At 68.4% G+C, this 21,187-nt stretch carries 20 protein-coding genes; 16 read left to right on the top strand and 4 right to left on the bottom strand.

The features are described 5' to 3' along the window. The 16 genes from ACYX4S_RS11600 (at position 1) to ACYX4S_RS11525 (ending at position 17,801) form a co-directional block, all read left to right on the top strand. Complete coding sequence (locus ACYX4S_RS11600; RefSeq protein WP_476360281.1) at positions 1-459, top strand: NlpC/P60 family protein; 459 nt, start codon at positions 1-3, stop codon at positions 457-459. Continuing rightward, a complete protein-coding gene (locus ACYX4S_RS11595; protein ID WP_476360280.1) occupies positions 447-4,364 on the top strand; it encodes a baseplate multidomain protein megatron in 3,918 nt (1,305 codons plus the stop codon). The genes ACYX4S_RS11600 and ACYX4S_RS11595 overlap by 13 nt, the downstream gene beginning before the upstream one ends. A 38-nt stretch (positions 4,365-4,402) precedes the next feature. Continuing rightward, complete coding sequence (locus tag ACYX4S_RS11590) at positions 4,403-4,990, top strand: lysozyme (protein WP_476360279.1); 588 nt, start codon at positions 4,403-4,405, stop codon at positions 4,988-4,990. Between the two features lie 38 nt (positions 4,991-5,028). Next, entirely contained in the window at positions 5,029-5,256 is a 228-nt protein-coding gene (locus ACYX4S_RS11585; protein WP_476360278.1) for a hypothetical protein, read from the top strand. Beyond that, the gene (locus ACYX4S_RS11580) at positions 5,253-5,669 is read left to right on the top strand and encodes a hypothetical protein (RefSeq protein WP_476360277.1); all 417 of its coding nucleotides are present in this window, start codon (positions 5,253-5,255) and stop codon (positions 5,667-5,669) included. The genes ACYX4S_RS11585 and ACYX4S_RS11580 overlap by 4 nt, the downstream gene beginning before the upstream one ends. Positions 5,670-5,801: 132 nt before the next feature. Then, positions 5,802-6,050 carry a PepSY domain-containing protein gene (locus tag ACYX4S_RS11575; RefSeq protein ID WP_476360276.1) on the top strand — a complete coding sequence of 83 codons (249 nt, stop codon included), beginning with the start codon at positions 5,802-5,804 and terminating at the stop codon, positions 6,048-6,050. A gap of 55 nt (positions 6,051-6,105) precedes the next feature. Then, entirely contained in the window at positions 6,106-6,771 is a 666-nt protein-coding gene (locus ACYX4S_RS11570; RefSeq protein WP_476360275.1) for a response regulator transcription factor, read from the top strand. Further along, positions 6,768-8,165 (top strand): ATP-binding protein, encoded by a 1,398-nt coding sequence (locus tag ACYX4S_RS11565; protein ID WP_476360274.1) that lies wholly within the window; start codon positions 6,768-6,770, stop codon positions 8,163-8,165. Before ACYX4S_RS11570 ends, ACYX4S_RS11565 begins: the two co-directional genes overlap by 4 nt. A 230-nt stretch (positions 8,166-8,395) precedes the next feature. Further along, positions 8,396-9,838: an alanine/glycine:cation symporter family protein gene (locus tag ACYX4S_RS11560; RefSeq protein WP_476360273.1), complete on the top strand. Its 1,443-nt coding sequence runs from the start codon at positions 8,396-8,398 to the stop codon at positions 9,836-9,838. A gap of 235 nt (positions 9,839-10,073) precedes the next feature. Next, a complete protein-coding gene (locus tag ACYX4S_RS11555) occupies positions 10,074-10,535 on the top strand; it encodes an RT0821/Lpp0805 family surface protein (RefSeq protein WP_422068320.1) in 462 nt (153 codons plus the stop codon). Positions 10,536-10,647: 112 nt separating this feature from the next. Beyond that, positions 10,648-12,063 (top strand): hypothetical protein, encoded by a 1,416-nt coding sequence (locus ACYX4S_RS11550; protein WP_476360272.1) that lies wholly within the window; start codon positions 10,648-10,650, stop codon positions 12,061-12,063. A 143-nt stretch (positions 12,064-12,206) separates the two neighbouring features. Beyond that, positions 12,207-13,343 carry a c-type cytochrome biogenesis protein CcmI gene (ccmI, locus tag ACYX4S_RS11545; protein ID WP_476360271.1) on the top strand — a complete coding sequence of 379 codons (1,137 nt, stop codon included), beginning with the start codon at positions 12,207-12,209 and terminating at the stop codon, positions 13,341-13,343. 79 nt (positions 13,344-13,422) lie between these two features. Next, positions 13,423-13,866 (top strand): cytochrome c maturation protein CcmE, encoded by a 444-nt coding sequence (gene ccmE, locus ACYX4S_RS11540; RefSeq protein WP_293724225.1) that lies wholly within the window; start codon positions 13,423-13,425, stop codon positions 13,864-13,866. A gap of 64 nt (positions 13,867-13,930) precedes the next feature. Next, a complete protein-coding gene (locus ACYX4S_RS11535; RefSeq protein WP_476360270.1) occupies positions 13,931-15,907 on the top strand; it encodes a heme lyase CcmF/NrfE family subunit in 1,977 nt (658 codons plus the stop codon). Next, entirely contained in the window at positions 15,904-16,464 is a 561-nt protein-coding gene (locus ACYX4S_RS11530; protein ID WP_476360269.1) for a cytochrome c-type biogenesis protein, read from the top strand. The genes ACYX4S_RS11535 and ACYX4S_RS11530 overlap by 4 nt, the downstream gene beginning before the upstream one ends. Before the next feature lie 74 nt (positions 16,465-16,538). Then, complete coding sequence (locus ACYX4S_RS11525) at positions 16,539-17,801, top strand: bifunctional alpha/beta hydrolase/OsmC family protein (protein WP_476360268.1); 1,263 nt, start codon at positions 16,539-16,541, stop codon at positions 17,799-17,801. Positions 17,802-17,828: 27 nt separating this feature from the next. Here the strand turns inward: ACYX4S_RS11525 and ACYX4S_RS11520 are convergent, their stop codons facing one another. The 4 genes from ACYX4S_RS11520 to ACYX4S_RS11505 are packed head-to-tail and all read right to left on the bottom strand — an operon-like array spanning position 17,829 to position 21,187. Continuing rightward, positions 17,829-18,551: an ABC transporter ATP-binding protein gene (locus tag ACYX4S_RS11520; RefSeq protein ID WP_422068325.1), complete on the bottom strand. Its 723-nt coding sequence runs from the start codon at positions 18,549-18,551 to the stop codon at positions 17,829-17,831. Continuing rightward, positions 18,538-19,371 carry an ABC transporter ATP-binding protein gene (locus tag ACYX4S_RS11515; RefSeq protein WP_293724217.1) on the bottom strand — a complete coding sequence of 278 codons (834 nt, stop codon included), beginning with the start codon at positions 19,369-19,371 and terminating at the stop codon, positions 18,538-18,540. Before ACYX4S_RS11515 ends, ACYX4S_RS11520 begins: the two co-directional genes overlap by 14 nt. Next, a complete protein-coding gene (locus tag ACYX4S_RS11510) occupies positions 19,368-20,315 on the bottom strand; it encodes a branched-chain amino acid ABC transporter permease (RefSeq protein ID WP_476360267.1) in 948 nt (315 codons plus the stop codon). The genes ACYX4S_RS11515 and ACYX4S_RS11510 overlap by 4 nt, the downstream gene beginning before the upstream one ends. Beyond that, positions 20,315-21,187, bottom strand: a complete 873-nt coding sequence (locus tag ACYX4S_RS11505; RefSeq protein ID WP_293724213.1) for a branched-chain amino acid ABC transporter permease — start codon at positions 21,185-21,187, stop codon at positions 20,315-20,317. Before ACYX4S_RS11505 ends, ACYX4S_RS11510 begins: the two co-directional genes overlap by 1 nt.

The raw sequence follows: 21,187 nt of genomic DNA, 5'->3' as shown, positions 1-21,187 counted from the left end.
ATGGTCACGCGAAACGACATTCTCGCCGAGGCGCGGGGCTGGATCGGCACGCCCTATCGCCATCAGGCAAGCTGCAGGGGCGCGGGCGCCGATTGCCTGGGCTTGGTGCGCGGCGTCTGGCGCGCGCTTTACGGCGTCGAGCCCGAACCCCTGCCGCCCTATACCCGCGACTGGGCCGAAGCCGGGGCCGGCGAGACGCTGCTCTCCGCCGCGCGCCGGCACATGCGCGAGGTCGCCCCGGAGCGGGCCGGGCCGGGCGACCTGCTGCTCTTCCGCTGGCGGGACGGCGCGCCGGTCAAGCACGCGGGGCTTCTCGGAACGGTCTTCGCCGAGCGCTGCCCGAGTTTCATTCATGCCTATGAGGGGCTGTCGGTCACCGAAAGCCCGCTCATCGCGCCCTGGCGCCGCCGGATCGCGGCGGCCTTCCTCTTTCCCGGGATCGATCCATGGCAACCCTGATCCTCGCCGCCGCCGGAAAGGCGCTCGGCGCGGCCGCTTTCGGCGGGTTCGGCGCGATTTTCGGTCAGGCCGCCGGCGCAATCGCGGGTTCGCTCGTCGACCAGCGGCTCTTCGGCGGCAGCCGGACCGTGGAGGGGCACCGGCTCGGTGACCTCTCCGTCCAGTCCTCGACGGAAGGCGCCGCGCTGCCACGGGTCTACGGACGCGTGCGCCTTGCCGGCCAGGTCATCTGGGCGACCCGCTTCGAGGAGGAGGTGCGCGAGGAAAGCGCAGGCGGCAAGGGCGGCGGGGGCGGCGGCACCACCGTACGCAGCTATGCCTATTTCGCCAGCTTCGCCGTGGCGCTGGCCGAAGGACCTGTGGCGCGCATCGGCGCGGTCTGGGCGGATGGCAAGCCGATGGATCTCGACGGCGTCACCTGGCGCATTCACCACGGCACCGCCGACCAGCTTCCCGACCCGCTGATCCTCGCGCGCCAGGACGATGCGCCCGCCTATCGTGGCACGGCCTATGTCGTTTTCGAGCGCCTGCCGCTGGCCGCGTTCGGCGATCGCCTGCCGCAGCTCACCTTCGAGGTGATCCGCCCGGTCGAGCCGCTGGAGGAAATGGTGAGCGCGGTGACCGTTATTCCGGGCGCGGGGGAGTTCGTCTACCACACCCGCCCGGTCACCTGGACTGTGCGCCCGGGCGTGTCGGAGACCGCGAACCGGCAGGTCTCCCATGCGGCCAGCAATTTCACCGCCGCGATGGACGAATTGCAGGCGCTGTGCCCGAACCTGGAACAGGTGGCGCTCGTCGTCGGCTGGTTCGGCGACAGTCTCGACTGTTCGGCGTGCACGATCCGGCCGAAGGTGGAAACACGTGGCCGGCAGACCGCCGGCGCGCAATGGGCCGTCTCGGGTCTGAACGTCTCCAGCGCCGGGGAGGTCTCGCGCCACGAGGGGCGCCCGGCCTACGGCGGCACACCGTCCGACGAGAGCGTGCTCGCCGCCATCGCCGACCTCAAGGCGCGCGGTCTCAAGGTTGCGCTCTATCCCTTCCTCATGATGGACGTTCCGGCGGACAACACCCTCGTCGATCCGTATTCGGGCGCGACCGGCCAGCCGCCCTATCCCTGGCGCGGGCGCATCACGGCATCGCGTGCGCCGGGCGTTCCCGGGTCGCCCGACGGAACGGCAGCGGCGACGGCGGAGGTCGTTTCATTCCTCGGCGCGGCGGTGCCGGCGCAGTTCGTCACCTTCGGGACCAGAATTCTCTACACCGGCCCGTCCGAGTGGAGCTATCGCCGCTTCATCCTTCATCATGCAAGGCTTGCCGAGGCCGCCGGTGGGGTGGACGCGTTTCTCCTCGGCTCGGAGATGCGCGGGCTGACGCGCCTTTATGATGAGACGGCGGCCGCGCCCTTCGTCGCGGGGCTGAGGCAACTGGCGGGCGAGGTGCGCGCGATGTTGCCGGGCGCGGCGCTCACCTATGCCGCCGACTGGTCCGAATATGGCGCGCATCAGCGCGGGGAGGGCGAGTTGCGCTTTCCCCTCGATCCGCTGTGGGCCGATCCGGCCATCGATGCGGTGGGGATCGACGCGTATTTTCCGCTCGCCGACCAGCGCGAGGACGGCGATCCGGACGGCAACGCCAATCCCTACGCGCTTGCTCCCCTGGCAGAGGCCGTCGCCGGGGGTGAGGATTTCGACTGGTACTACGCGAGCGAGGAGGACCGGCGCGCGGGTTTTCGCACGCCGATCACCGATGGCGCATATGCCAAGCCGTTCGTCTACCGCGCCAAGGATCTCGCCGGATGGTGGGGCAATGTCCATGTGGAACGCGTGGGTGGGGCGGAGCTTGAGGCGCAAAGCCCCTGGGTGCCGGCGTCAAAGCCTGTCTGGCTGACCGAACTCGGGGTTCCGGCGGTCACGTTCGGGGCCAACGAGCCCAATGTCTTCGTGGACGCGAAGTCGGCTGAAAGTCGCATTCCGCGTTTTTCGGACGGCGCGCGCGACGATCTGGTCCAGCGGCGCGCGCTGGAGGCGGTGCTTGGATACTGGTCGGGCGAGCATCCGCATCTGGAGCAGGGGGAAAACCCGGTCTCGCCGGTCTATGGCGGGCCGATGCTCGATCCGGGCCGCGTCCATCTGTGGGCGTGGGACGCGCGGCCGTTTCCGGCCTTTCCCGCTCATGAGGACCTTTGGTCGGATGGGGCCAACTGGCACAGGGGGCACTGGCTGAACGGCCGGCTGGGCAGCGTTTCGCTGGCCGGCCTCGTTGACGCGCTTGCCCGCGACTTCGACCTTCCCGAGGGCGTGCTCGAGCGCGCGGAGCTTGGTGGCACGCTGGACGGGATCGCTCTTGGCGGGCCAATCACGCTGCGTGCGGTGCTGGAGCCCCTGCTTGCCGCGCACGGCATTGTCGCCGTGGACCGGGGAACGGCGGTCGCGCTTCGCCCCGCATGGTCGGAACCGGTCGCCGATCTCGATGCGGATGCCATCGCCGTTTCCGCGCCCGAACAGGCCGCCGTCTCGATCCGCCGGACGCAGGAGGCCGACCTTCCAGCCGAGGTGCGCATCGCCGTGCGGGACACCATGCGCGATCACCGGCGCACGCTCGCCGCCGCGCGCCTTTCGTCTCACTCCGCCGGCAACCGGGTGGAAGAGCTGGACCTGGGGGCGAGCCTCGCCCCCTCCCTCGCGGCGACGCTTGCGGACCGGCTTCTGCTCAGGCGCTGGAACGAGCGCGAGGAGGCCGGCTTCGAGCTTCCCGCCGGGCGGCTGGAACTGGAGGCGGGCGATGTGTTGCGGCTTCTCGCCGACGGGCGCATCGGCGGTGAGGAGGAGCGCTTTTGCCGTATCGAAGCGATCGAGGACGGCGAGACCCGCCGTATCACGGGTCGCCTGCTGCGCCGGCCGGTGCCGGTCGCGGCGCGCATGTCCGGTGGCGGGGCACGCCCGCGCGCGGTAACCGGGGCGACGGGTGCCCCGGACGCGATCCTTCTCGACCTGCCGCCCTTGCCCGGCATCGGTGAGCCCGAACGCCCCCGCCTTGCCGCCTTCGCACGTCCGTGGCCGGGCGCGTTCCAGATCTACCGGGCGCGCGAAGGGGGAGGCCTCGCGGCCCTCGCGCTGGTGGAAAGCCCGGCGCTCCTTGGCACTCTGACCGCGCCGCTTGCCGCCGGTCCGGCGGCGGTGTGGGACCGGGGCGGACGGCTTTCGGTGGAGATTTCCGGCGGCACGCTGTCGTCCGCCACAGAAGCGGACGTTCTGGCCGGCGCCAACGCGCTCTGCCTTCTTGCGCCCGGAGGCACGCTGGAGATCGTCCAGTTCGCGCGGGCGGAGCTGACCGGACCGCGCCGCTACGATCTGACCATGCTGTTGCGCGGCCTGGGCGGAACGGAGGCCGCTGCCGCCCGGGAAACGCCGGCGGGATCCCGCATGGTGGTGCTTGACCGGAGTCTGGTCCCCCTGCCGCTGGCGCTGGACGAGATCGGCACGGCCTTCACCCATGCGCTGGTGCCGGCCGGCGCGCCGCTCGACAGTCCCGCCCGAGTTGACCTCGACCATGTGGCGAGCGCGCGCGGGCTGATCCCTTTCGCGCCGGTGCACCTGCGGCTTTCGCGCCCGCCGTCGGGCGATCTCGCCTTCACCTGGATCCGCCGCACCCGCATCGGCGGCGATGCCTGGCGGGAAACCGAGGTGCCGCTTTCCGAGGAGCGGGAGGCCTATCTCGCCGAACTGCTGGACGAGGAGGGCGAGGTGCGGCTGTCCCGCGAGACGGAGACGCCCGCGCTCGTCGTGAGTGCGGGCGAGGTGCTCGCCGCCTTCGGGTCGCCGTCAACGCACATGCGCCTGCGGATGCGCCAGATCTCGGCCATCGCGGGCGCGGGTCTTGCCGGCGAGGCGACCTTCGCCCTGTGAACCTTCCTGTCATTTCACGGCACCTTGAGGAGAGACCCATGCGGCTCAGCGAAAGGGGGGCGGCGTTCATCGCCCGCCACGAAGGCTTTGTCGATCATGCCTATCGCGACCCGGTCGGCGTGCTGACCATCGGCTTCGGCTTCACCATGCGCTCGGCGGTCTTCGCCGAGAGATGGCAGGCCCGGCACGGTCGCGATCTCTCCCCCGGCGACCGGATTTCCCGTGCCGAGGCGGAAACGCTTCTTTGCGAGCTGGTCGACCGGGAATACGGCGCAGCCGTCACGCGCGAACTCGGCCCCATGCCGCAGCACCGGCATGATGCCTGCTGCTCGGCGGTCTTCAACCTGGGGCCGCGTGCGCTCGCCTGGCGCTGGGCGCGCGCCTTGAAGGAGGGGGACGTGGCGCGTGCCGCCGACATTCTCGCCGCCAACTACAACACGGCCGGCGGCCGCAGGCTCAAGGGGCTGGTGCGGCGGCGCGAGGAGGAGGCGCGCCTGCTGCGTTCGGGCGACTACGGCGACGGCCGTCCGCCCGCGCTCGATACGCGCGGCCTGGACGAGGCAGCGGAGCCCGAGGGGCTTCTGAAGATGCTCGTCGCCTTCCTGAAGCGGCTCCTCAACCGCTGAGGACCCGGATTTTCCAACCAACGACACAGGAGTGGCTCATGCAGGGCTGGCGAACCTTCTTGCTCAACGCGCTCGCGGCGGCGAGCATCATCGTGCTGGAAATCGTGACGATGCTGGCCGGTGTCGACTGGCAGGCGCATCTGCCGCGCGAGATGGCCATCTGGATCGTGGTGGCGGTCAACATCGCCAACATCGTGCTGAGGCATGTCACGAGCGGACCCGCCGGCTGGCGCAACGGCGCGGCGCCTGGAAAGGAGCCGTCATGAGCGCGCTCCTGTCCTTCCTCGCGGGGCCGCTTCTGGCCGCGCTCCTGCGGCTGGCCGAGGCGCGGCTGAAGAACACGGGCGCGCGCGAGAGCGAGGCGGCCGGACTTGCCCGCGAGGCGATCCGTGCCGAGGTCGCCGCCCGGGCGGAGGCCCGTGCGCTGCTCGTTGCCGAGGGGGAGCATTTTTTTTCCGCCGCCCGGCTGGGACGGCTCCTGTTCGTGTTGCCGCTGGGGCTGTGGTGGGGCGCCGTGATGGCGGATTCCGTCTTCGCCTGCTCCTGGAACGTGGCGGCGCTTCCCGCTCCGCTCGACGACTGGGCCGGAGCCATTCTGGCCTCGCTGTTCCTCGTCGACGGCATGAAGGGGGTGGCGCGGGCATGGCGCGTGCCGGGCGCGCGGGAGAACGGCGGATAAGCGTCATATTCATGTGCCATTCAGCCGGGGCGCGCTAGTGTGGCCCACATGAGCAGGGACCATATTCGATTCACCAGCGGGGCACGTCGCCGGCAGCGGCGAGGGCGGTGGCTTGCGGCCGGATGTCTGGCCGTGGCGCTTGCCTTCTCCGCGACCACTGTAGCCGAGGCGGCCTGCCTCAGCCAGAGCGAGGCCCGCGCGGCCGTGAGCTCCGGCGAGGCCAGACCGCTCGGCAGCATTGCCGGAGCCGTGTCCGGAGAGATCGTTCGCGCCGACCTGTGTCGGGAAGGCGGACGGCTCGTCTACGTGCTCTCCGTGTTGACCGGCGGGCGTGTCGCCAACATGGTGGTCGATGCCCGCAGCGGACGCGTGCTGCGCTAGGGTGTGGACCCATACCCTGGGGTGTAAACCCCTCATTTCAGGACCGAATGATTCCATGCGACTTCTTGTTGTCGAAGACGATGCAGACCTGAACCGCCAGCTCAAGGAGGCGCTTGGCGAGGCGGGCTATGTGGTCGATACCGCTTTTGATGGCGAGGAAGGACATTTTCTCGGCGATACGGAGCCCTATGACGCGGTGGTGCTCGACATCGGCCTGCCGCTGATGGACGGGCTCAGCGTGCTGGAGCGCTGGCGCCGCGAAGGGCGGGCCATGCCGGTGCTTATCCTCACCGCCCGCGACCGCTGGTCGGACAAGGTGGCCGGCATCGACGCCGGCGCCGACGACTACGTGGCCAAGCCCTTCCACATGGAGGAAGTGGTGGCCCGCATTCGCGCGCTGCTGCGTCGCGCGGCCGGGCATGCCAGCAACGAGATTTCGGTTGGGGACCTGCGCCTCGACATTCGCGCCGGCAAGGTGACCCAGGACGGGACCTCGGTGAAGCTCACCTCGCACGAGTTCCGCCTGCTGTCCTATCTCATGCACCACAAGGGGCGCATCGTCTCGCGCACGGAACTGATCGAGCATCTGTACGATCAGGACTTCGACCGTGATTCCAATACCATCGAGGTTTTCGTGGGACGCCTGCGCAAGAAGCTCGACGGCGACCTGATCGAGACCGTGCGCGGTCTCGGCTACCGGCTCGGCGAGAGCGAGGCGTGAGCAGCGACAAGACGGACGAGAAGGAGGCCGCGCCGGTCCGCCGCCGGGCGAAACGGTCTTTGTCCAGACGGCTCGTCATCGTCGCCGCCGTGTGGTCCACCGTGGCCTTGGTGGCCGCGGCCCTCGTTCTCGTGGCGTTGTACCGGGAGGCGGCGGAACGCGAGTTCGACGCCCGGCTGGATGTCTACCTGCGGGCGATCATCGGCGAGATGGCCGGCGGAACGCCCGAGGAGCCGGCCGCTCCGGGAAATCTCGGCGAACCGCGCTTCGACCTGCCTGCTTCGGGGTGGTACTGGATGGTCACCCGCGAGACGACCGGCAAGGTGGTCTTCGCCTCCGCCTCCCTTTTCGGCGACCAGCTCGACCTGCCCGCGCCCGCTCCCGGGGCGGTTATGCGATCCTCGATCACCGGACCGCGCGGTCTGGAACTGCGCGTGGTGCAAAGGACCATCATCTTCGGTGAGGCGGCCGCCTACCGTATCGCGGTTGCCGGAGCCACGGACGAATTGCGCTCCCGCGAGGCCGACTTCGCGGGGCAGGTCGCGCTCACGCTCATCGTGCTGGGGCTGGGGCTGGTCGGCGCGATCGTGCTGCAGGTGAGGATCGGCATGAAGCCGCTGGTCGCGTTGCGCGCCTCCCTTTCCGACGTGCGTCGTGGCGACGCCGAGGCCGTCGACGAGGACCTTCCCCCCGAACTGGCCCCGCTCGCCCAGGAACTCAACGCGCTGGTGCGCTCCAATCGCGAGGTGGTCGAGCGCGCGCGCACCGATGTCGGCAATCTCGCACATGCGCTCAAGACCCCGCTCAGCGTGATCCTGAACGAATTGCGCGGCCGCGACGATCCGGTCGCCGCCAAGGTCAGCGAACAGGCGGAACTGATGCGCTCGCAGGTCCAGCACCATCTGGAACGCGCCCGCATGGCGGCACAGCGGCGGGTGATCGGTGTCTCGAGCGATGTGGAGCCGGTGCTCGACCGTCTCGTGCGGGCCATGGCCAAGATCCATCGTGGCCGGGGCATCGACGTGGCCTTCGAGGGCGGCGAGGGCATCCGCTTTCGCGGCGAGGCGCAGGATCTGGAGGAAATGGCCGGAAACCTGCTCGACAACGCCTGCAAGTGGGCGCGCTCCAGCGTCGATGTGCGCGTTGCCCGCATGGAAAGTGACCGGGGCGGGCCACGCTTCACGGTGACCGTCACGGATGATGGCCCTGGCCTCTCCCCCGATGAGATGGACGAGGCGGTCAAGCGCGGTCGCCGTCTCGACGAGACCGTGCCCGGCACCGGGCTGGGGCTTTCGATCGTCGTCGATCTCGCGAAACTCTATGGCGGCGACCTCAAGCTCGCCCGCGATTCGGACGGCGGTCTGGCGGCCCGTCTGACCTTGCCCTGCCTTTGACGGGCATCCTTCCGAACTGTCGAAAGTGCCTAGGCCGCTCGCGGTTGTCCCGTGATTCCGGCAAGGGAACGTCGCGAGGAGGCGGCATTTTGTCGGGCTTTGTCTTGTGTGTGTGGAACCGGAAGCCCATCCTCGCGTTCTGAACAATGTGCCGTGCCGTGGCCTTGGCGCGGTCCTGCCGCCTCCGGGTGGCAACGCGACAGGCTTCTGACACGCAAGGGGGGCGTTTCATGCAATTCATCGAGAGCTTCTTCGCCGTCATCGGCGATCTCACGTGGGGATGGGCGCTTATCCCGATCCTCGTCGTGCTGGGCGTGTTCATCACGCTGCTCACCGGGTTCGTGCAGCTTCGCTACTTCAAGCGCATGTTCCGCGTCCTGTCGTCGAGCAACCAGTCCGGCGACCCGAATGCGATTTCCGCGCGCGCGGCGCTTCTGGTGTCCGTCGGCGGACGGGTCGGCGGTGGCAACATCGCCGGTGTCGCCGTGGCGATCACGCTCGGCGGGCCGGGCGCGGTCTTCTGGATGTGGATGGTGGCGCTGCTCGGCATGGCGACCAGCCTCGTGGAATGTTCGCTCGCCCAGCTCTACAAGCGGCGCGAGGAGGACGGCACCTTCCGCGGCGGTCCCGCCTATTCGATCATTCACGGGCTCGGCACCGATTTCCGCTGGCTCGCCGTGCTTTACGCGCTGTGCCTGATCGCGGCCTTCGGTCTGGGGTTCAACGCCTTCCAGGGCAACACGGTCGCCGGCGCAGCGGAGGAAAGCCTCGGCATTTCGCGCCTTTGGTCGGGCCTTGGCCTGACGATCGTCGCCGGCTTCATCGTCTTTGGCGGCATTCACCGTATCGCCAAGGCGGCCGATGTGGTGGTGCCGGTCATGGCCGCCGCCTATCTGCTCATGGCGATTGTCGTGATCGTGCTGCACGCTGCGGAGATCCCGGGCGTTCTGGCCTCCATCGTGCGCAACGCCTTCGGCTTCGAACAGGCGGTCGGTGGCGGCATGGGCGCCGCCCTGGCGCAGGGGCTGCGGCGCGGGCTGTTTTCCAACGAGGCCGGGCTCGGCTCGGCCCCCAACGTGGCGGCGACGGCGGACGTGCGTCATCCGATCAGCCAGGGCATCACCCAGTCGTTCTCCGTCTTCATCGACACGATGGTGATCTGCACCTGCACGGCGTTCATCATCCTGCTCGGCAACGTCTACCAGCCGGGAGCTGAGAACATCGACGGCGTGGTGCTGACCCAGCTTTCGCTGGCCTCGCACCTGGGCGACTGGACGCAGTATTTCCTCACCTTCATCCTGCTGCTCTTCGCCTTCTCGTCGATCATCTACAACTACTATCTCGGCGAGAACGCATTGGCGGTGATGACGGAAAACCCCATCGCCATCAACGTGTTCCGGATTGTCGTCATGGCGATCGTCTTCGCCGGCGCCGCCGCGCCGGGGGCGACGGCGGTGTTCTTCTTCTCCGACCCGCTGATGGGCCTGCTGGCGCTGGTCAACCTGATCGCCATCATGATGCTGCTGCCGGTGTGTCTGCGGCTGCTGCGCGACTTCCGTGGCCAGCTTGCCGCCGGCGTCGAGCGTCCGGTGCTCAACCCGGACGACTATCCCGATCTCGACCTCGACCGCACGGCCTGGACGGGCAAGGTCAGCGAGGAAAGCGCGCGCTGACGTGCCGGCTTGCAACAGGTGTGGCCGGGATGCACAACCGACGCAATCCGGCCACAAATCCGTGGCGAGATCGGCTACAAGGGACGGGGGAACCGATGGCAGGGTCGAAGGACCCGGATCCCCTTGCGGACTTCGCGGGTGGCGTGGCGCATGGCGCTGCTCCTCGCGGAAAAATCGGCGGGCGGCCCGGGGGCGGGGACGCGAAACGCCTGAACTTTCGGGACGTATTGGCGGTATGAAGCGAATGACGAGCCTCGGTCGCAATCTTGCCTGCGGGCTGGCACTGCTTGCGGGAGCGTGCAGCACCGGCGGAACGGTGGACACCGGACCTGTCGTGGTCGGGGGAAGCCTGTTCGGCAGCGCGTTCAGCTCAAGCGCGGTGCCCCAGTCGGAAGCCGACGTGGTGCTGGCGGATCTCCTGCGCACCGATGCGGGCAAGGACCTGTCCACCGGCGATCGCCGTGCGGCGGCGACGGCCCTTCGCGACGCGTTGGCGGCGGACCGCACCGGCACGACCGTGCGCTGGGAGAACCGCTCCAGCGGCAGCCAGGGGCGGGTCGTCACCGGCCCCGCCTATCAGGTCAACAACATCGTCTGCCGCGATTACACCCACGTCATCGAGGCGGGGAACGGGGAGCGGTCCATGCGCGGTTCCGCCTGCCGTTCGGCCGAAGGCGCCTGGCAGCCGATCGTCTGATCCGGCTGGCGGCTTCGCGCGGCTGCGGACGCGCCGTCCGCCAACCTTCGATTAAGTGTTTTCTGGCAAGGTCATCGGGTTCGAAACGCCCGATGAAGCCGAGCTCACAAAGATGACGGACAGGCGATTCCTGACCGCCAAGATCAGAAGCTACCTCGACGAGTTGTCGCCGCGCGCCGTGCAGACCCTTCTGCGCAGCCTCGAGACCGCGCGCGACCGTGGCTCGGACGATCCCAACCTGGATTTGATTCTCGACGCCTGCCTGCGCGTTGTGCGTCGCTCCGACAGCCTCGTGGCCGAGATCGAACCGCGCGACAACTGGTTGCAGCGGCTGTTCTTCACGCCCGTGGAGGACCTGCTCGTCGACGAGATCCTGCCCGGGCCGGACCGGGGCCGCATCAAGCGCACGAGCCTGGACCTCATCTGGAGCTGGCTGCATCGCGATGTCGCGCCCGACCGGGTTCGCGAGGCGATGGAGATCGCGCAGCGGCTCGAGACCGATCCCGACGATATCGCCCGCCTCGCCAACGACCTGCGCGACGAGGTCGAACCCATCGTGCGCAACTTCATCGGCGATGCGCATGAGAACGACCGGGCCCGCCAGAAGCTCGTCATGCTGGTGGGCGGCGAGCGGGCCATGCGCGACCTGGAGACGGTGTTCGACGCGTTCCGCGCCCGAAGCTGGCTCGACGGTCTGCGTGAAAGCCTGCCCGAACGACTGACCGAATGGGACTTCAAGGCCGGAAGTCCGTCGCTGAAACGCATCAAGTCGGTGACCGACCGGCACGCGGACATGGCCCATCTGGTCGCGGCGGTGGTCGTGCGCCGGGTGGACGCGGCCGAGTCCATGATGTCTCTCGCCTGCGGGCTCGCCGGTGCGACGACCATCAAGAAGATCGCGGCGTCTCCCTATGCGGCCTTCGCCGAAATGGCGCTGTCCGAGGCCGAACGCTATGCCGTGATCGCCTGCGGCGACTGCCCGACCTCCGTCCTGTCCGATGCTCTCAACGCCTATTGCAGTCTGGTGCGGGTGCTCGACCGGCAGTTCGAGCTTCCGGACAAGCCCGACTGGATGCGCCGCATCGCCCAGACCCGGCGGATGCTGTCCGGCCTCGTCACGCGTGAGCTCGAAGCCACGCTTGGCCATATCCGCCGGCTGCTGAGCGTGCCGCAGTCCCGCGACGGCATGGAGCCCATGCTCGAACCCGGTCTGATGGCCGAGGGATTGCGCGGTGTCATGCTCGTCATCAAGATGCGCGACTTCGCCGAAAGCCTTGCCGTCAACGAGATCACGGCGCGCACCCGCCAGGCGCTGGAGCAGTCGCTGGAGATCAAGACGCGTGCGCTCCTGTCCGGTCTCGCGGAGGCAAAGGGGGGAGAATCGCGCAAGGCGCACCTGGTGGCGGTGGATGCAGCCATCGAGTTGTGCGAGGCCTACTTCGGCAAGGACTACGCCGACCAGCTCCGTCGCAGCCGCAAGGCGGCGTTGACCGCCAATGCGCCACTTGCGGAGAAGATCGCGCTGTAGGCCCTGTCTGCGAGGACCGCATCCCGGCACCCGCGTAGGGCTTCCACCTTACGGGATTTCGCGACGCGCGACCCCCTGTCACACCGGTCGAAATCACGCCGGTTTTCCTTGCGAAAGCCCTAAAGTCACGGTCTATATGCCCCATGAGCATATGGATCGTCTTTGCCGTGCTGACCGCGCTTGCCGCGCTCGCCGTGCTGGTGCCCCTGATGCGCGCGCGACGGCGCGCCGCCTCCGCCGCGCTTCACGACGTGGAGGTCTACAAGGCCCAGCTTGGCGAGGTGGAGCGCGATCTCGAGCGTGGCCTGGTGACGCCCGAGGCCGCCGAGGCCGCGCGCACGGAAATCGCCCGCCGTCTGCTTGCCGCGAACCGCGAGGCGGAGCGCGGCGCGTCCGGCACCGTTTCGGCCAGTGGCTCCGGTCCCTTGCGCGCGGTGCAACTGGTGGCGATTGTCGGCGTGCCAGCCCTTGCACTGGGAGCCTATCTGGCCACCGGCTCGCCCGATCTTCCCGACCAGCCGCTGCAGGCGCGCCTCGAGGCACCCGCGACCGGGCGCTCGCTTGAGGAACTGGTGGCGCGCGTCGAGCATCAGCTTTCGCGCAACCCGTCCGACGGGCGCGGCTGGGCGGTGCTTGCTCCGGTCTACATGCGCATGGGCCGCGCCGAGGATGCGGCTGCGGCCTATGCCTCCGCGATCCGCCTGCTCGGGTCCTCGCCCGAGCGCGAGACGGACATGGGCGAGGCTCTGGTCATCGCCAACAAGGGCATCGTGAGCGCCGAGGCGCGCGCCGCCTTCGAGCGGGCCGTGAAGCTCGACCCCGAAGCGGTCAAGCCACGCTTCTTCCTGGCGCTTGCGCTCACGCAGGAAAACCGCAAGGACGAGGCCATCGACGCATGGCAGGCACTGCTTGCCGAAGCGAAGGGAGACGAGCCCTGGGCCGAGGCCGTGCGTGGCCAGCTTGCCGGCCTTGGGGTCGAAACCCGGGTCGCGAGCGCGCAGCCCGGACCGACCCGCGAGGATGTCGAGGCGGCGGCCGGGCTTTCGGATGCCGGGCGCGCGCGGATGATCCGTGGCATGGTCGACCAGCTCGACACCCGTCTCGCGGAGGAGGGAGGCTCGCCCGAAGAGTGGCTGCGGCTGATGCAGGCGCTTTCGGTGCTTGGCGACACGCAGCGTCTGGACGCGGCCGTAAAGCGGGCACGCCTTGCCTTGAAGGACGACCCGGAAGGGCTCGCGCGCATCGATGCGGCGGCGCGTGATCTGGGCGCGGGCTCTTGAACGCGGGTTGGGGAAATCGGGGCAGGGGGCTGCCGCAGCGGGGGAACGCCCCCGACCGGAATGGTGACGTGAGGACGAAATGACCCGGAAACAGAGGCGCATGACCATGATCGCGGCCGCCGGCGGCGTGCTTGCCGTGGCGCTGGGCCTGATCCTGTTCGCGCTCAACGACCAGATCGCCTTCTTCCAGAGCCCGAGCGACATCGCGGGCAAGCAGTTGCCCGATGGCCAGCGCATCCGCCTCGGCGGACTGGTCGAGGAGGGAACGGTGGAGCGCGGCCGCGATGCGGAAGTGCGCTTTCAGGTCACGGACACGGTGGAGAGCGTCAAGGTCGTTTACGTCGGCCTGTTGCCTGACCTGTTCCGGGAAGGGCAGGGTGTGGTCGCGGAAGGCGTGATGCGCCCGGACGGTTGGTTTCACGCCGACAAGGTGCTCGCCAAGCATGACGAGAACTACATGCCCAAGGAAGTCGCGGACGCGCTGAAGGACAAGGGCGTCTGGCAGGGCCAGGAAACGAACTGAGCCGCCGGACCGGGTTCGGCACGACCCGGAAGTCTGTCGTCCGGGCGAAGGAGGGAAGCCCCAAATGATCGTCGAGATCGGCCATTTCGCACTGATTCTGGCGCTCGTCCTGTCGCTGGTGCAGTCGGTCGTGCCCGTGTGGGGCGCCATGACCCGCGACACGCGCCTGATGGCGGTGGCGCCACCCGTCGCCGGTGTCATGTTCCTGTTCGTGGGCATCGCCTTTGCCGCGCTGACCCATGCCTACATGACCTCGGACTTCTCGGTTCTCAACGTCATCGAGAACTCCCATTCCGCCAAGCCGCTGCTCTACAAGCTCACCGGCGTATGGGGCAATCACGAGGGCTCGGTGCTCCTGTGGGTGCTGATCCTGGTGCTTTTCGGTGCATTGGTCGCGGCGTTCGGACGCAACATTCCCGCCGAGTTGCGTGCGGCCACGCTGGGTGTGCAGGGCTGGGTGACGGCCGCCTTCCTCATCTTCATCCTGGCGACGTCCAACCCCTTTCTGCGCGTTTCGCCCGCACCGATGGAGGGGCAGGACCTCAATCCGATCCTGCAGGACGTCGGTCTGGCGATCCATCCCCCGCTTCTCTACGTGGGCTACGTGGGGTTCTCGATCGTCTTTTCCTTCGCCATCGCGGCCCTGCTGCTCGGGCGCGTCGACGCCGCCTGGGCGCGCTGGGTTCGCCCCTGGACGCTGCTTGCCTGGATGTTCCTGACCCTTGGCATCGCCATGGGATCCTACTGGGCCTACTACGAGCTCGGATGGGGCGGGTACTGGTTCTGGGATCCGGTCGAGAACGCCTCCTTCATGCCCTGGCTGACGGGCACGGCGCTCCTGCATTCGGCCATCGTGATGGAAAAGCGCGGCGCGCTGAAGGTCTGGACGGTGCTGCTCGCCATCCTGACCTTCTCCCTCTCGCTGCTTGGCACCTTCCTGGTGCGTTCCGGCGTGCTCACCAGCGTGCACGCCTTTGCGACGGACCCCCTGCGCGGCACGTTCATCCTCGGCATCCTGGTCGTCTTCATCGGCGGGTCCCTGGCGCTTTACGCGTGGCGGGCGCCGATGCTCAAGCAGGGAGGCCTGTTCGCCCCGGTCAGCCGGGAGGGCGCGCTCGTTCTCAACAACCTGCTGCTGACGGTCGCGGCGGCGGCGGTCTTCGTCGGCACGCTCTATCCGCTGGCCCTCGAGGCCCTTGGCGGCGACAAGATCTCCGTCGGTCCGCCGTTCTTCAATCTGACGTTCGGCCCGCTGATGATCCCGCTTCTGGTGGCGATGCCGTTCGGTCCGCTTCTGGCGTGGAAGCGCGGTGATCTGGCCGGCGTCTCCCAGCGCCTCTACGCGGCGCTCGGCCTGTCGGTCGCGGCGACCCTGGTGGTGGCCTGGATGCAGGGCACGCAGAGCATTCTCGCCGCCCTCGGCTTCGGCCTCGCCGTGTGGGTCATCGCCGGTGCGATTTCCGAGATCGTGTCCCGGGCCCGTTTCACGGACGTGGGGCTGTCCAGGGGCATTTCACGCCTCGTCGGCCTTCCAGGCTCGGCCTGGGGCACCGCGCTCGGGCATCTGGGCATTGGCGTGACGCTGCTCGGCATCGTTGCCGTGACCGCCCTGCAGGAAGAACGGGTGCTGACGGTGCACCCGGGCGAGCAGTTCGAGATCGGCGGATACGAACTGACCTTCGGCGGGCTCGCGCGCCGCACCGGTCCCAACTACGTCGATGACGTCGGTCATTTCGACATTTCCCGTGGCGGGGTGAAGGTGGCCGAGGCCGATCCGGCCAAGCGTCTCTACCTCGCCCGGCGGATGCCGACGACCGAGGCCGGTATCGTCACCTTCGGTCTGTCGCAGGTGTATATCTCCATCGGCGAGGTCCATGGCGACGGTTCGGCGGACGTGCGCACCTTCCACAAACCTCTCGTGACGCTGATCTGGATCGGCTGCCTGGTCATGGCGCTGGGGGCCACCCTGTCACTGGCCGATCGCCGGCTTCGTGTCGGCGCGCCCAAGCCCGCGCGCGGGCGCATGGTGGCAGCCGAATGACCCGGCTGGATCTCATGATTGCAAATCTGGCCTCGTGCGTTGGACGGCTTGCCGCCGTTCTGGCGCTCGTCGTGGCAACGGCTCTGCCCGCGTTGGCGGTGGCGCCGGACGAGATCCTCGACGATCCGAAACTGGAGGCACGCGCCCGGGATCTGTCCGCCGGCCTGCGCTGCATGGTCTGCCAGAACCAGTCCATCGACGACAGCGACGCGCCGCTTGCCAAGGATTTGCGCATTCTCGTGCGTGAGCGGCTCAAGGCGGGCGACAGCGACGAGGAGGTGATTGCATTCCTTGTCGATCGTTATGGCGAGTTCGTCCTGCTCAAGCCGCGCCTGTCCCTGCATACCATCGTGCTCTGGGGGCTGGCGCCCGCGGTCCTGCTGATCGGCGGCGCGGTGCTCCTGTTCAACGCGCGCGGAAGGGCCGGTCGGGAAAAGGTGGCCGCCGCCGCGCCCGAGGCCCGGTTGAGCACGGATGAAAAGGCGGAGCTCGACCGCATTCTGGCAAGCGAGACCTCCGGCGGGCCGGAAACGGACGCGGACACGCCAAGGGGCTGACCCCGAGCCGTGTCCGTTCGCGCCGAAAGGACGAACCACGTGAGGCCCGCACGGCTGGACGAGAGGGGCGAGGGATGGCGCAACCGGTCAGGTTGAACTTCAAGGGGCACGACGGCGCGGAGCTTGCCGCGCGGCTGGACGTTCCCGCCGGCGAGGTGCGGGCCTATGCGCTCTTTGCCCACTGCTTCACCTGCTCCAAGGACGTCACGGCGGCGCGGCGGCTCGCCGAGGCGCTGACGGGAGCGGGCATCGCGGTGCTGCGCTTCGATTTTACAGGCCTTGGCGGATCGGGCGGCGATTTCGCCTCGACGAACTTTTCCTCGAACATCGCCGATCTTGTGAAGGCGGCCGATTTCCTGCGCGCGCACTACGAGGCGCCGAGGATCCTCATCGGCCATTCGCTGGGTGGTGCCGCGGTCCTGGCCGCAGCCCACGACGTTCCCGAGGCCGTGGCGGTGGCGACCATCGGCGCTCCGGCGGACGCGGAGCATGTGGTGAGGAATTTCGGGGCTGACCTGGACACCATCCGCGAGGACGGGCGCGCGCGGATCACGCTGGCCGGACGCGAGTTCACCATCGAGCGGCAGTTTCTGGACGATGTGGAGGGGCACACGCTTTCCGACCGCATCGGCCATCTGAAGAAGGCGCTCCTCGTGCTTCACGCCCCGCGTGACGAGGTCGTTGGCATCGACGACGCCACGCGGCTCTTCGTAGCCGCGCGTCATCCCAAGAGCTTCGTGTCGCTGGACGATGCCGATCACCTGTTGTCCGATCCGCGCGATGCAGCCTACGCGGCTCAGGTGATCGCGGCCTGGGCCGGGCGCTATCTGGACGAGGCGCGCCTGCGGCAGCCGGACGTGGTGGAGGACGGCGTCACCGTGACCGAAACCGGTCTCGGCAGCTTTCAGGCGATGGTGCGTTCCGGGGCGCACCGGTTCCTGGCCGATGAGCCGGAGAGCGTCGGCGGCCTCGACAGCGGCCCGTCGCCCTATGACCTTCTGTCGGCGGCACTCGGTGCCTGCACCGTCATGACCCTGCGCATGTACGCCGATCGCAAGGACATCGACGCGCCACGGTTTTCCGTGACCGTGACCCACGGCAAGGTTCACGCCCGGGACTGCGAGGAATGCTCGAAGGAGCGGAAAGAGAACGGCGGGCGGATCGACCGCTTCGAGAGGGTGGTCACCATCGAGGGCGACGTGGACGAGGCCACGCGCGCGCGCCTTCTCGAGATCGCGGACAAGTGCCCTGTTCACCGCACGCTGGAAGCGGGAGCGGTGGTCGTGACCCGCGAGGAACGCGAGGCCCGGGACACGGGGCGGGAAAGCGCGGACTGAATCGGCGCTTCCTGCCGCCGTTTCGTCTCAGACGCCGAGGTAGGCCTCGCGCACGCGCTCGTCGGTGAGGAGCCCCTTGCCGTCGCCTTCCATGGCGATCTCGCCCGTCTCGATGACATAGCCGCGATTGGCGATGGACAGGGCCGCGAAGGCGTTCTGCTCCACGAGGAAGATCGTCACGCCGTTCTCGTCGCGCAGCCGCGTCACGATCTCGAAAACCTGGTCCACGAGCACGGGCGCGAGGCCCATGGACGGCTCGTCGAGAAGCAGCAGCTTCGGCCGGCTCATGAGCGCGCGGCCGATGGCGAGCATCTGCTGCTGCCCGCCGGACAGGCCGCCGGCCGGGTTGCGCCGGCGCTCCTTCAGGACCGGGAAGAGATCGTAGACATGATCGAGATCGTCGGCGATTTCCGTGTCCTTGCGCAGGTAGGCGCCAAGACGCAGATTGTCCTCGATGGCGAGCGGGGCGAAGATCTGCCGGCCTTCCGGCACCTGCGCGATGCCGGCCGCCACGCGTGCGTGCGGCGACAGGCGCGAGATGTCGCGTCCCTCGAAGCGGATCTCGCCGCCGGTCACGGGCTGCACGCCGGACAGGGAGCGCAGGAGCGTGGTCTTCCCGGCGCCGTTGCCGCCCACCAGAGCGACGATTTCGCCCGCGTGGACCGAGACGGAGACGCCGTGCAGCGCCTCGATGCGCCCGTAGGCGGAGCGCAGGCCGGAAACGTCGAGAAGCGGATCAGTCGAGGGCAAGGTTCGCCTCCCGGGTGCCGTGGGTTCCAAGATAGGCTTCGATGACCTTCGGGTTGGTGCGGATTTGCTCGCCTGTTCCCTCGGCCAGCATACGGCCCTGGTCGAGAACCAGGATCTTGTCCGAGATGCGCATCACGAGCTTCATGTCGTGCTCGACGAGCACCATCGCGACACCCTCGTCGGCAATGGCGCGCACCAGCTTCTCGATCTCCTCGGTTTCGACGGCATTGCAACCGGCCGCCGGTTCGTCGAGCAGGAGAACCTCCGGCTCGGCGGCAAGCGCGCGGGCGATCTCGAGCCGCTTCAACGCGCCGTAGGGCATGCTCGCAGCCGGCGTGTCGGCATAGTCCGAGAGCCCGACACGGGCGAGAAGGCGGTCCGCGACCTCCGCGCTCTCCCGGTTCTGCCGTCCCGTCGAGGGCAGGGCGAGCAGGTGGGAGAGAAGGCCGCGCCGCTCCTTCAGGTGCCGTCCGACCATCACGTTTTCCCGCGCGGTCATGCGGAAGAAGACCTGCAAATTTTGGAACGTTCGCGACAGCCCGCGCGTGGCGAGCCGGTCGGGCGACAGGCCGGTCACGGCTTCATCGCCAAGGGTCACCTTGCCGGCCTTGGGCTGATAGACACCCGAGACCAGGTTGAAGAGCGTGGTCTTTCCGGCGCCGTTCGGCCCGATAATGGAAAGCACCTCGCCGGTCCGGGCGGTGAAGGACACTCCGTCGACGGCTTTCACGCCACCGAAGGAGATGCCGATATCCTCGACCGTGAGGCGTGCGGGCGCTGCCTGCACCGACCGGGAGAGGGGGGCGGGTGAAGCGGTCATGGGCGCCTCCGCGAAACGAGTGCGGCGAGGCTCGGCACGATGCCGGCGCGCAGCACGATCATGATGACCATCATCAACAGGCCAAGCAGCATGTGCTCATAGTCGTGGAAGCTTGTGAGCACCTGCGGCAGGACGACCAGAATGGCCGCTCCGGCGAGGGACCCGAGGATCGAGCCCATGCCGCCGAGCACCACCATGGTCACCAGTTCGATGGAGTGCATGAAGTTGGCGCTGTCGGGGGTCACGAAGCCGTTGACCAGCGCAAGGGTCGCGCCCCCCACCGCGGCGTAAACGGCGGAAATGACGAAGACGGTCAGCTTGGCGCGCGCCACGTCGATGCCTGCGACGCGTGCCGCGACTTCCGAATCGTGCAGGGCCCGGAGTGCTCGGCCCGTTGGACTCGCAACGAGATTGACCGCGATCCAGGCACCGATGACCAGCAGCGCGCCGGAGATCCAGTACCAGGTATCCGCACCGCGCACGCGCCAGCCGAAGAGCGTCATGCGCGAAACGGGCATGCCGTCAGGGCCGCCCGTGAGCCAGGCCTCGTTGGAGATCGCCATGGCGACGAGGATGCCGAAACCGAGTGTCGCGACGGCGAGGTAGTGGCCCTTCAGCCTGAGGATCGGCCGCCCGACCAGGAAGGCGACCGCGCCCGCGATGATCGCGCCGGCAAGGGCTGCAAGCAGCGGGTGAACGCCGAACTGGGCGGGCAGCACGGCGACCGCATAGGCGCCGATGCCGAAGAAGCCCGCGTGCCCGAGACTGACCTGCCCCGCATAACCCATGAGCAGGTTGAGTCCGATGACCGTCAGTGCGGAGATCCACACCAGCGCGGCGACGCGGAGATAGAAGTTGGAAGGAAGGACGAAGGCGAGCGCCACCACGATGAGGGCGATCAGCACCGGAACCGCGAGGCGGTGAGACATGAGGGAGCCGCCCATCACACGCGCTCCACGCTGGCCCGGCCGAACAGGCCGCCGGGCAGGAAGAACAGCACCGCGAGGATGACGATGAAGGCGATGGCATCCTTGTAGGTGGACGACAGGTAGCCCGCGCCGAACGCCTCGAGAAGTCCGACGGTCAGGCCGCCGACGACCGCGCCGAGCGGGTTGCCCATGCCACCGAGCATCGCCGCCGCGAAGCCTTTCAGCGCCAGCAGCGTCCCGACGTCGTAGCTCGTCAGCGTGATCGGCGTGACGAGAATGCCCGCAACGGCGCCGATTCCGGCCGAAACCACGAAGGAGAAGCCGACGACAAAGGACGTGTTGATGCCCACGAGCCGTGCCGCAAGCCGGTTCGCGGCGGTTGCAAGCACCGCCTTGCCCAGCAGGGTGCGGTTGAAGAAGGCCCACAGGGCCACCACGATCACTGCGGCTCCGCCGAGAACCCAGAAGCTCTGCGGCAGGATCGACGCACCCGCGAAGCGGATCGGCGTGTCGCCGGAGAAGGCCGGCAGCGAGTGGAACTGCTTGTCGAACACCACCTGGGCCGCGCCCCGCAAAAAGATCGAGGCTCCGATGGTGATGATGATCAGCGTCACGGGCGAGGCGCCGCGTGCCGGTTCGATGGCGAGCCGGTGAAGCAGCAGTCCGACGCCCATGGTGATGACCACCGCGATCAGTGCCGCCAGCGGCAGCGGAACGCCGGCGGCCGAGGCGAAGACCGTGGTCATGCCGCCAAGCATGACGAACTCGCCCTGGGCGAAGTTCACCACGTCGGAGGCGTTGTAGATGATGGTGAAGCCAAGGGCGACCAGCGCGTAGACCGCGCCGACCGTCAGGCCGGAAATGCAGAATTGCAGCAACTCGGGCAT

The organism is Stappia sp. ABD4_338 (genome assembly GCF_056312175.1).
The sequence above is the reverse complement of the archived record's forward strand: the minus strand, read 5'-3'. Positions and strand labels throughout refer to the sequence as shown.

Excerpts from the sequence above, each read along its gene's own strand:
- ACYX4S_RS11600 (WP_476360281.1), top strand. The coding sequence starts at position 1 with ATGGTCACGCGAAACGACATTCTCGCCGAGGCGCGGGGCTGGATCGGC.
- ACYX4S_RS11530 (WP_476360269.1), top strand. The coding sequence starts at position 15,904 with ATGACCCGGCTGGATCTCATGATTGCAAATCTGGCCTCGTGCGTTGGA.
- ACYX4S_RS11585 (WP_476360278.1), top strand. The coding sequence starts at position 5,029 with ATGCAGGGCTGGCGAACCTTCTTGCTCAACGCGCTCGCGGCGGCGAGC.
- ACYX4S_RS11535 (WP_476360270.1), top strand. The coding sequence starts at position 13,931 with ATGATCGTCGAGATCGGCCATTTCGCACTGATTCTGGCGCTCGTCCTG.
- ACYX4S_RS11580 (WP_476360277.1), top strand. The coding sequence starts at position 5,253 with ATGAGCGCGCTCCTGTCCTTCCTCGCGGGGCCGCTTCTGGCCGCGCTC.
- ccmE (WP_293724225.1), top strand. The coding sequence starts at position 13,423 with ATGACCCGGAAACAGAGGCGCATGACCATGATCGCGGCCGCCGGCGGC.
- ACYX4S_RS11555 (WP_422068320.1), top strand. The coding sequence starts at position 10,074 with ATGAAGCGAATGACGAGCCTCGGTCGCAATCTTGCCTGCGGGCTGGCA.
- ACYX4S_RS11525 (WP_476360268.1), top strand. The coding sequence starts at position 16,539 with ATGGCGCAACCGGTCAGGTTGAACTTCAAGGGGCACGACGGCGCGGAG.
- ACYX4S_RS11515 (WP_293724217.1), bottom strand. The coding sequence starts at position 19,371 with ATGACCGCTTCACCCGCCCCCCTCTCCCGGTCGGTGCAGGCAGCGCCC.
- ccmI (WP_476360271.1), top strand. The coding sequence starts at position 12,207 with ATGAGCATATGGATCGTCTTTGCCGTGCTGACCGCGCTTGCCGCGCTC.
- ACYX4S_RS11590 (WP_476360279.1), top strand. The coding sequence starts at position 4,403 with ATGCGGCTCAGCGAAAGGGGGGCGGCGTTCATCGCCCGCCACGAAGGC.
- ACYX4S_RS11570 (WP_476360275.1), top strand. The coding sequence starts at position 6,106 with ATGCGACTTCTTGTTGTCGAAGACGATGCAGACCTGAACCGCCAGCTC.
- ACYX4S_RS11595 (WP_476360280.1), top strand. The coding sequence starts at position 447 with ATGGCAACCCTGATCCTCGCCGCCGCCGGAAAGGCGCTCGGCGCGGCC.
- ACYX4S_RS11510 (WP_476360267.1), bottom strand. The coding sequence starts at position 20,315 with ATGGGCGGCTCCCTCATGTCTCACCGCCTCGCGGTTCCGGTGCTGATC.
- ACYX4S_RS11505 (WP_293724213.1), bottom strand. The coding sequence starts at position 21,187 with ATGCCCGAGTTGCTGCAATTCTGCATTTCCGGCCTGACGGTCGGCGCG.
- ACYX4S_RS11560 (WP_476360273.1), top strand. The coding sequence starts at position 8,396 with ATGCAATTCATCGAGAGCTTCTTCGCCGTCATCGGCGATCTCACGTGG.
- ACYX4S_RS11550 (WP_476360272.1), top strand. The coding sequence starts at position 10,648 with ATGACGGACAGGCGATTCCTGACCGCCAAGATCAGAAGCTACCTCGAC.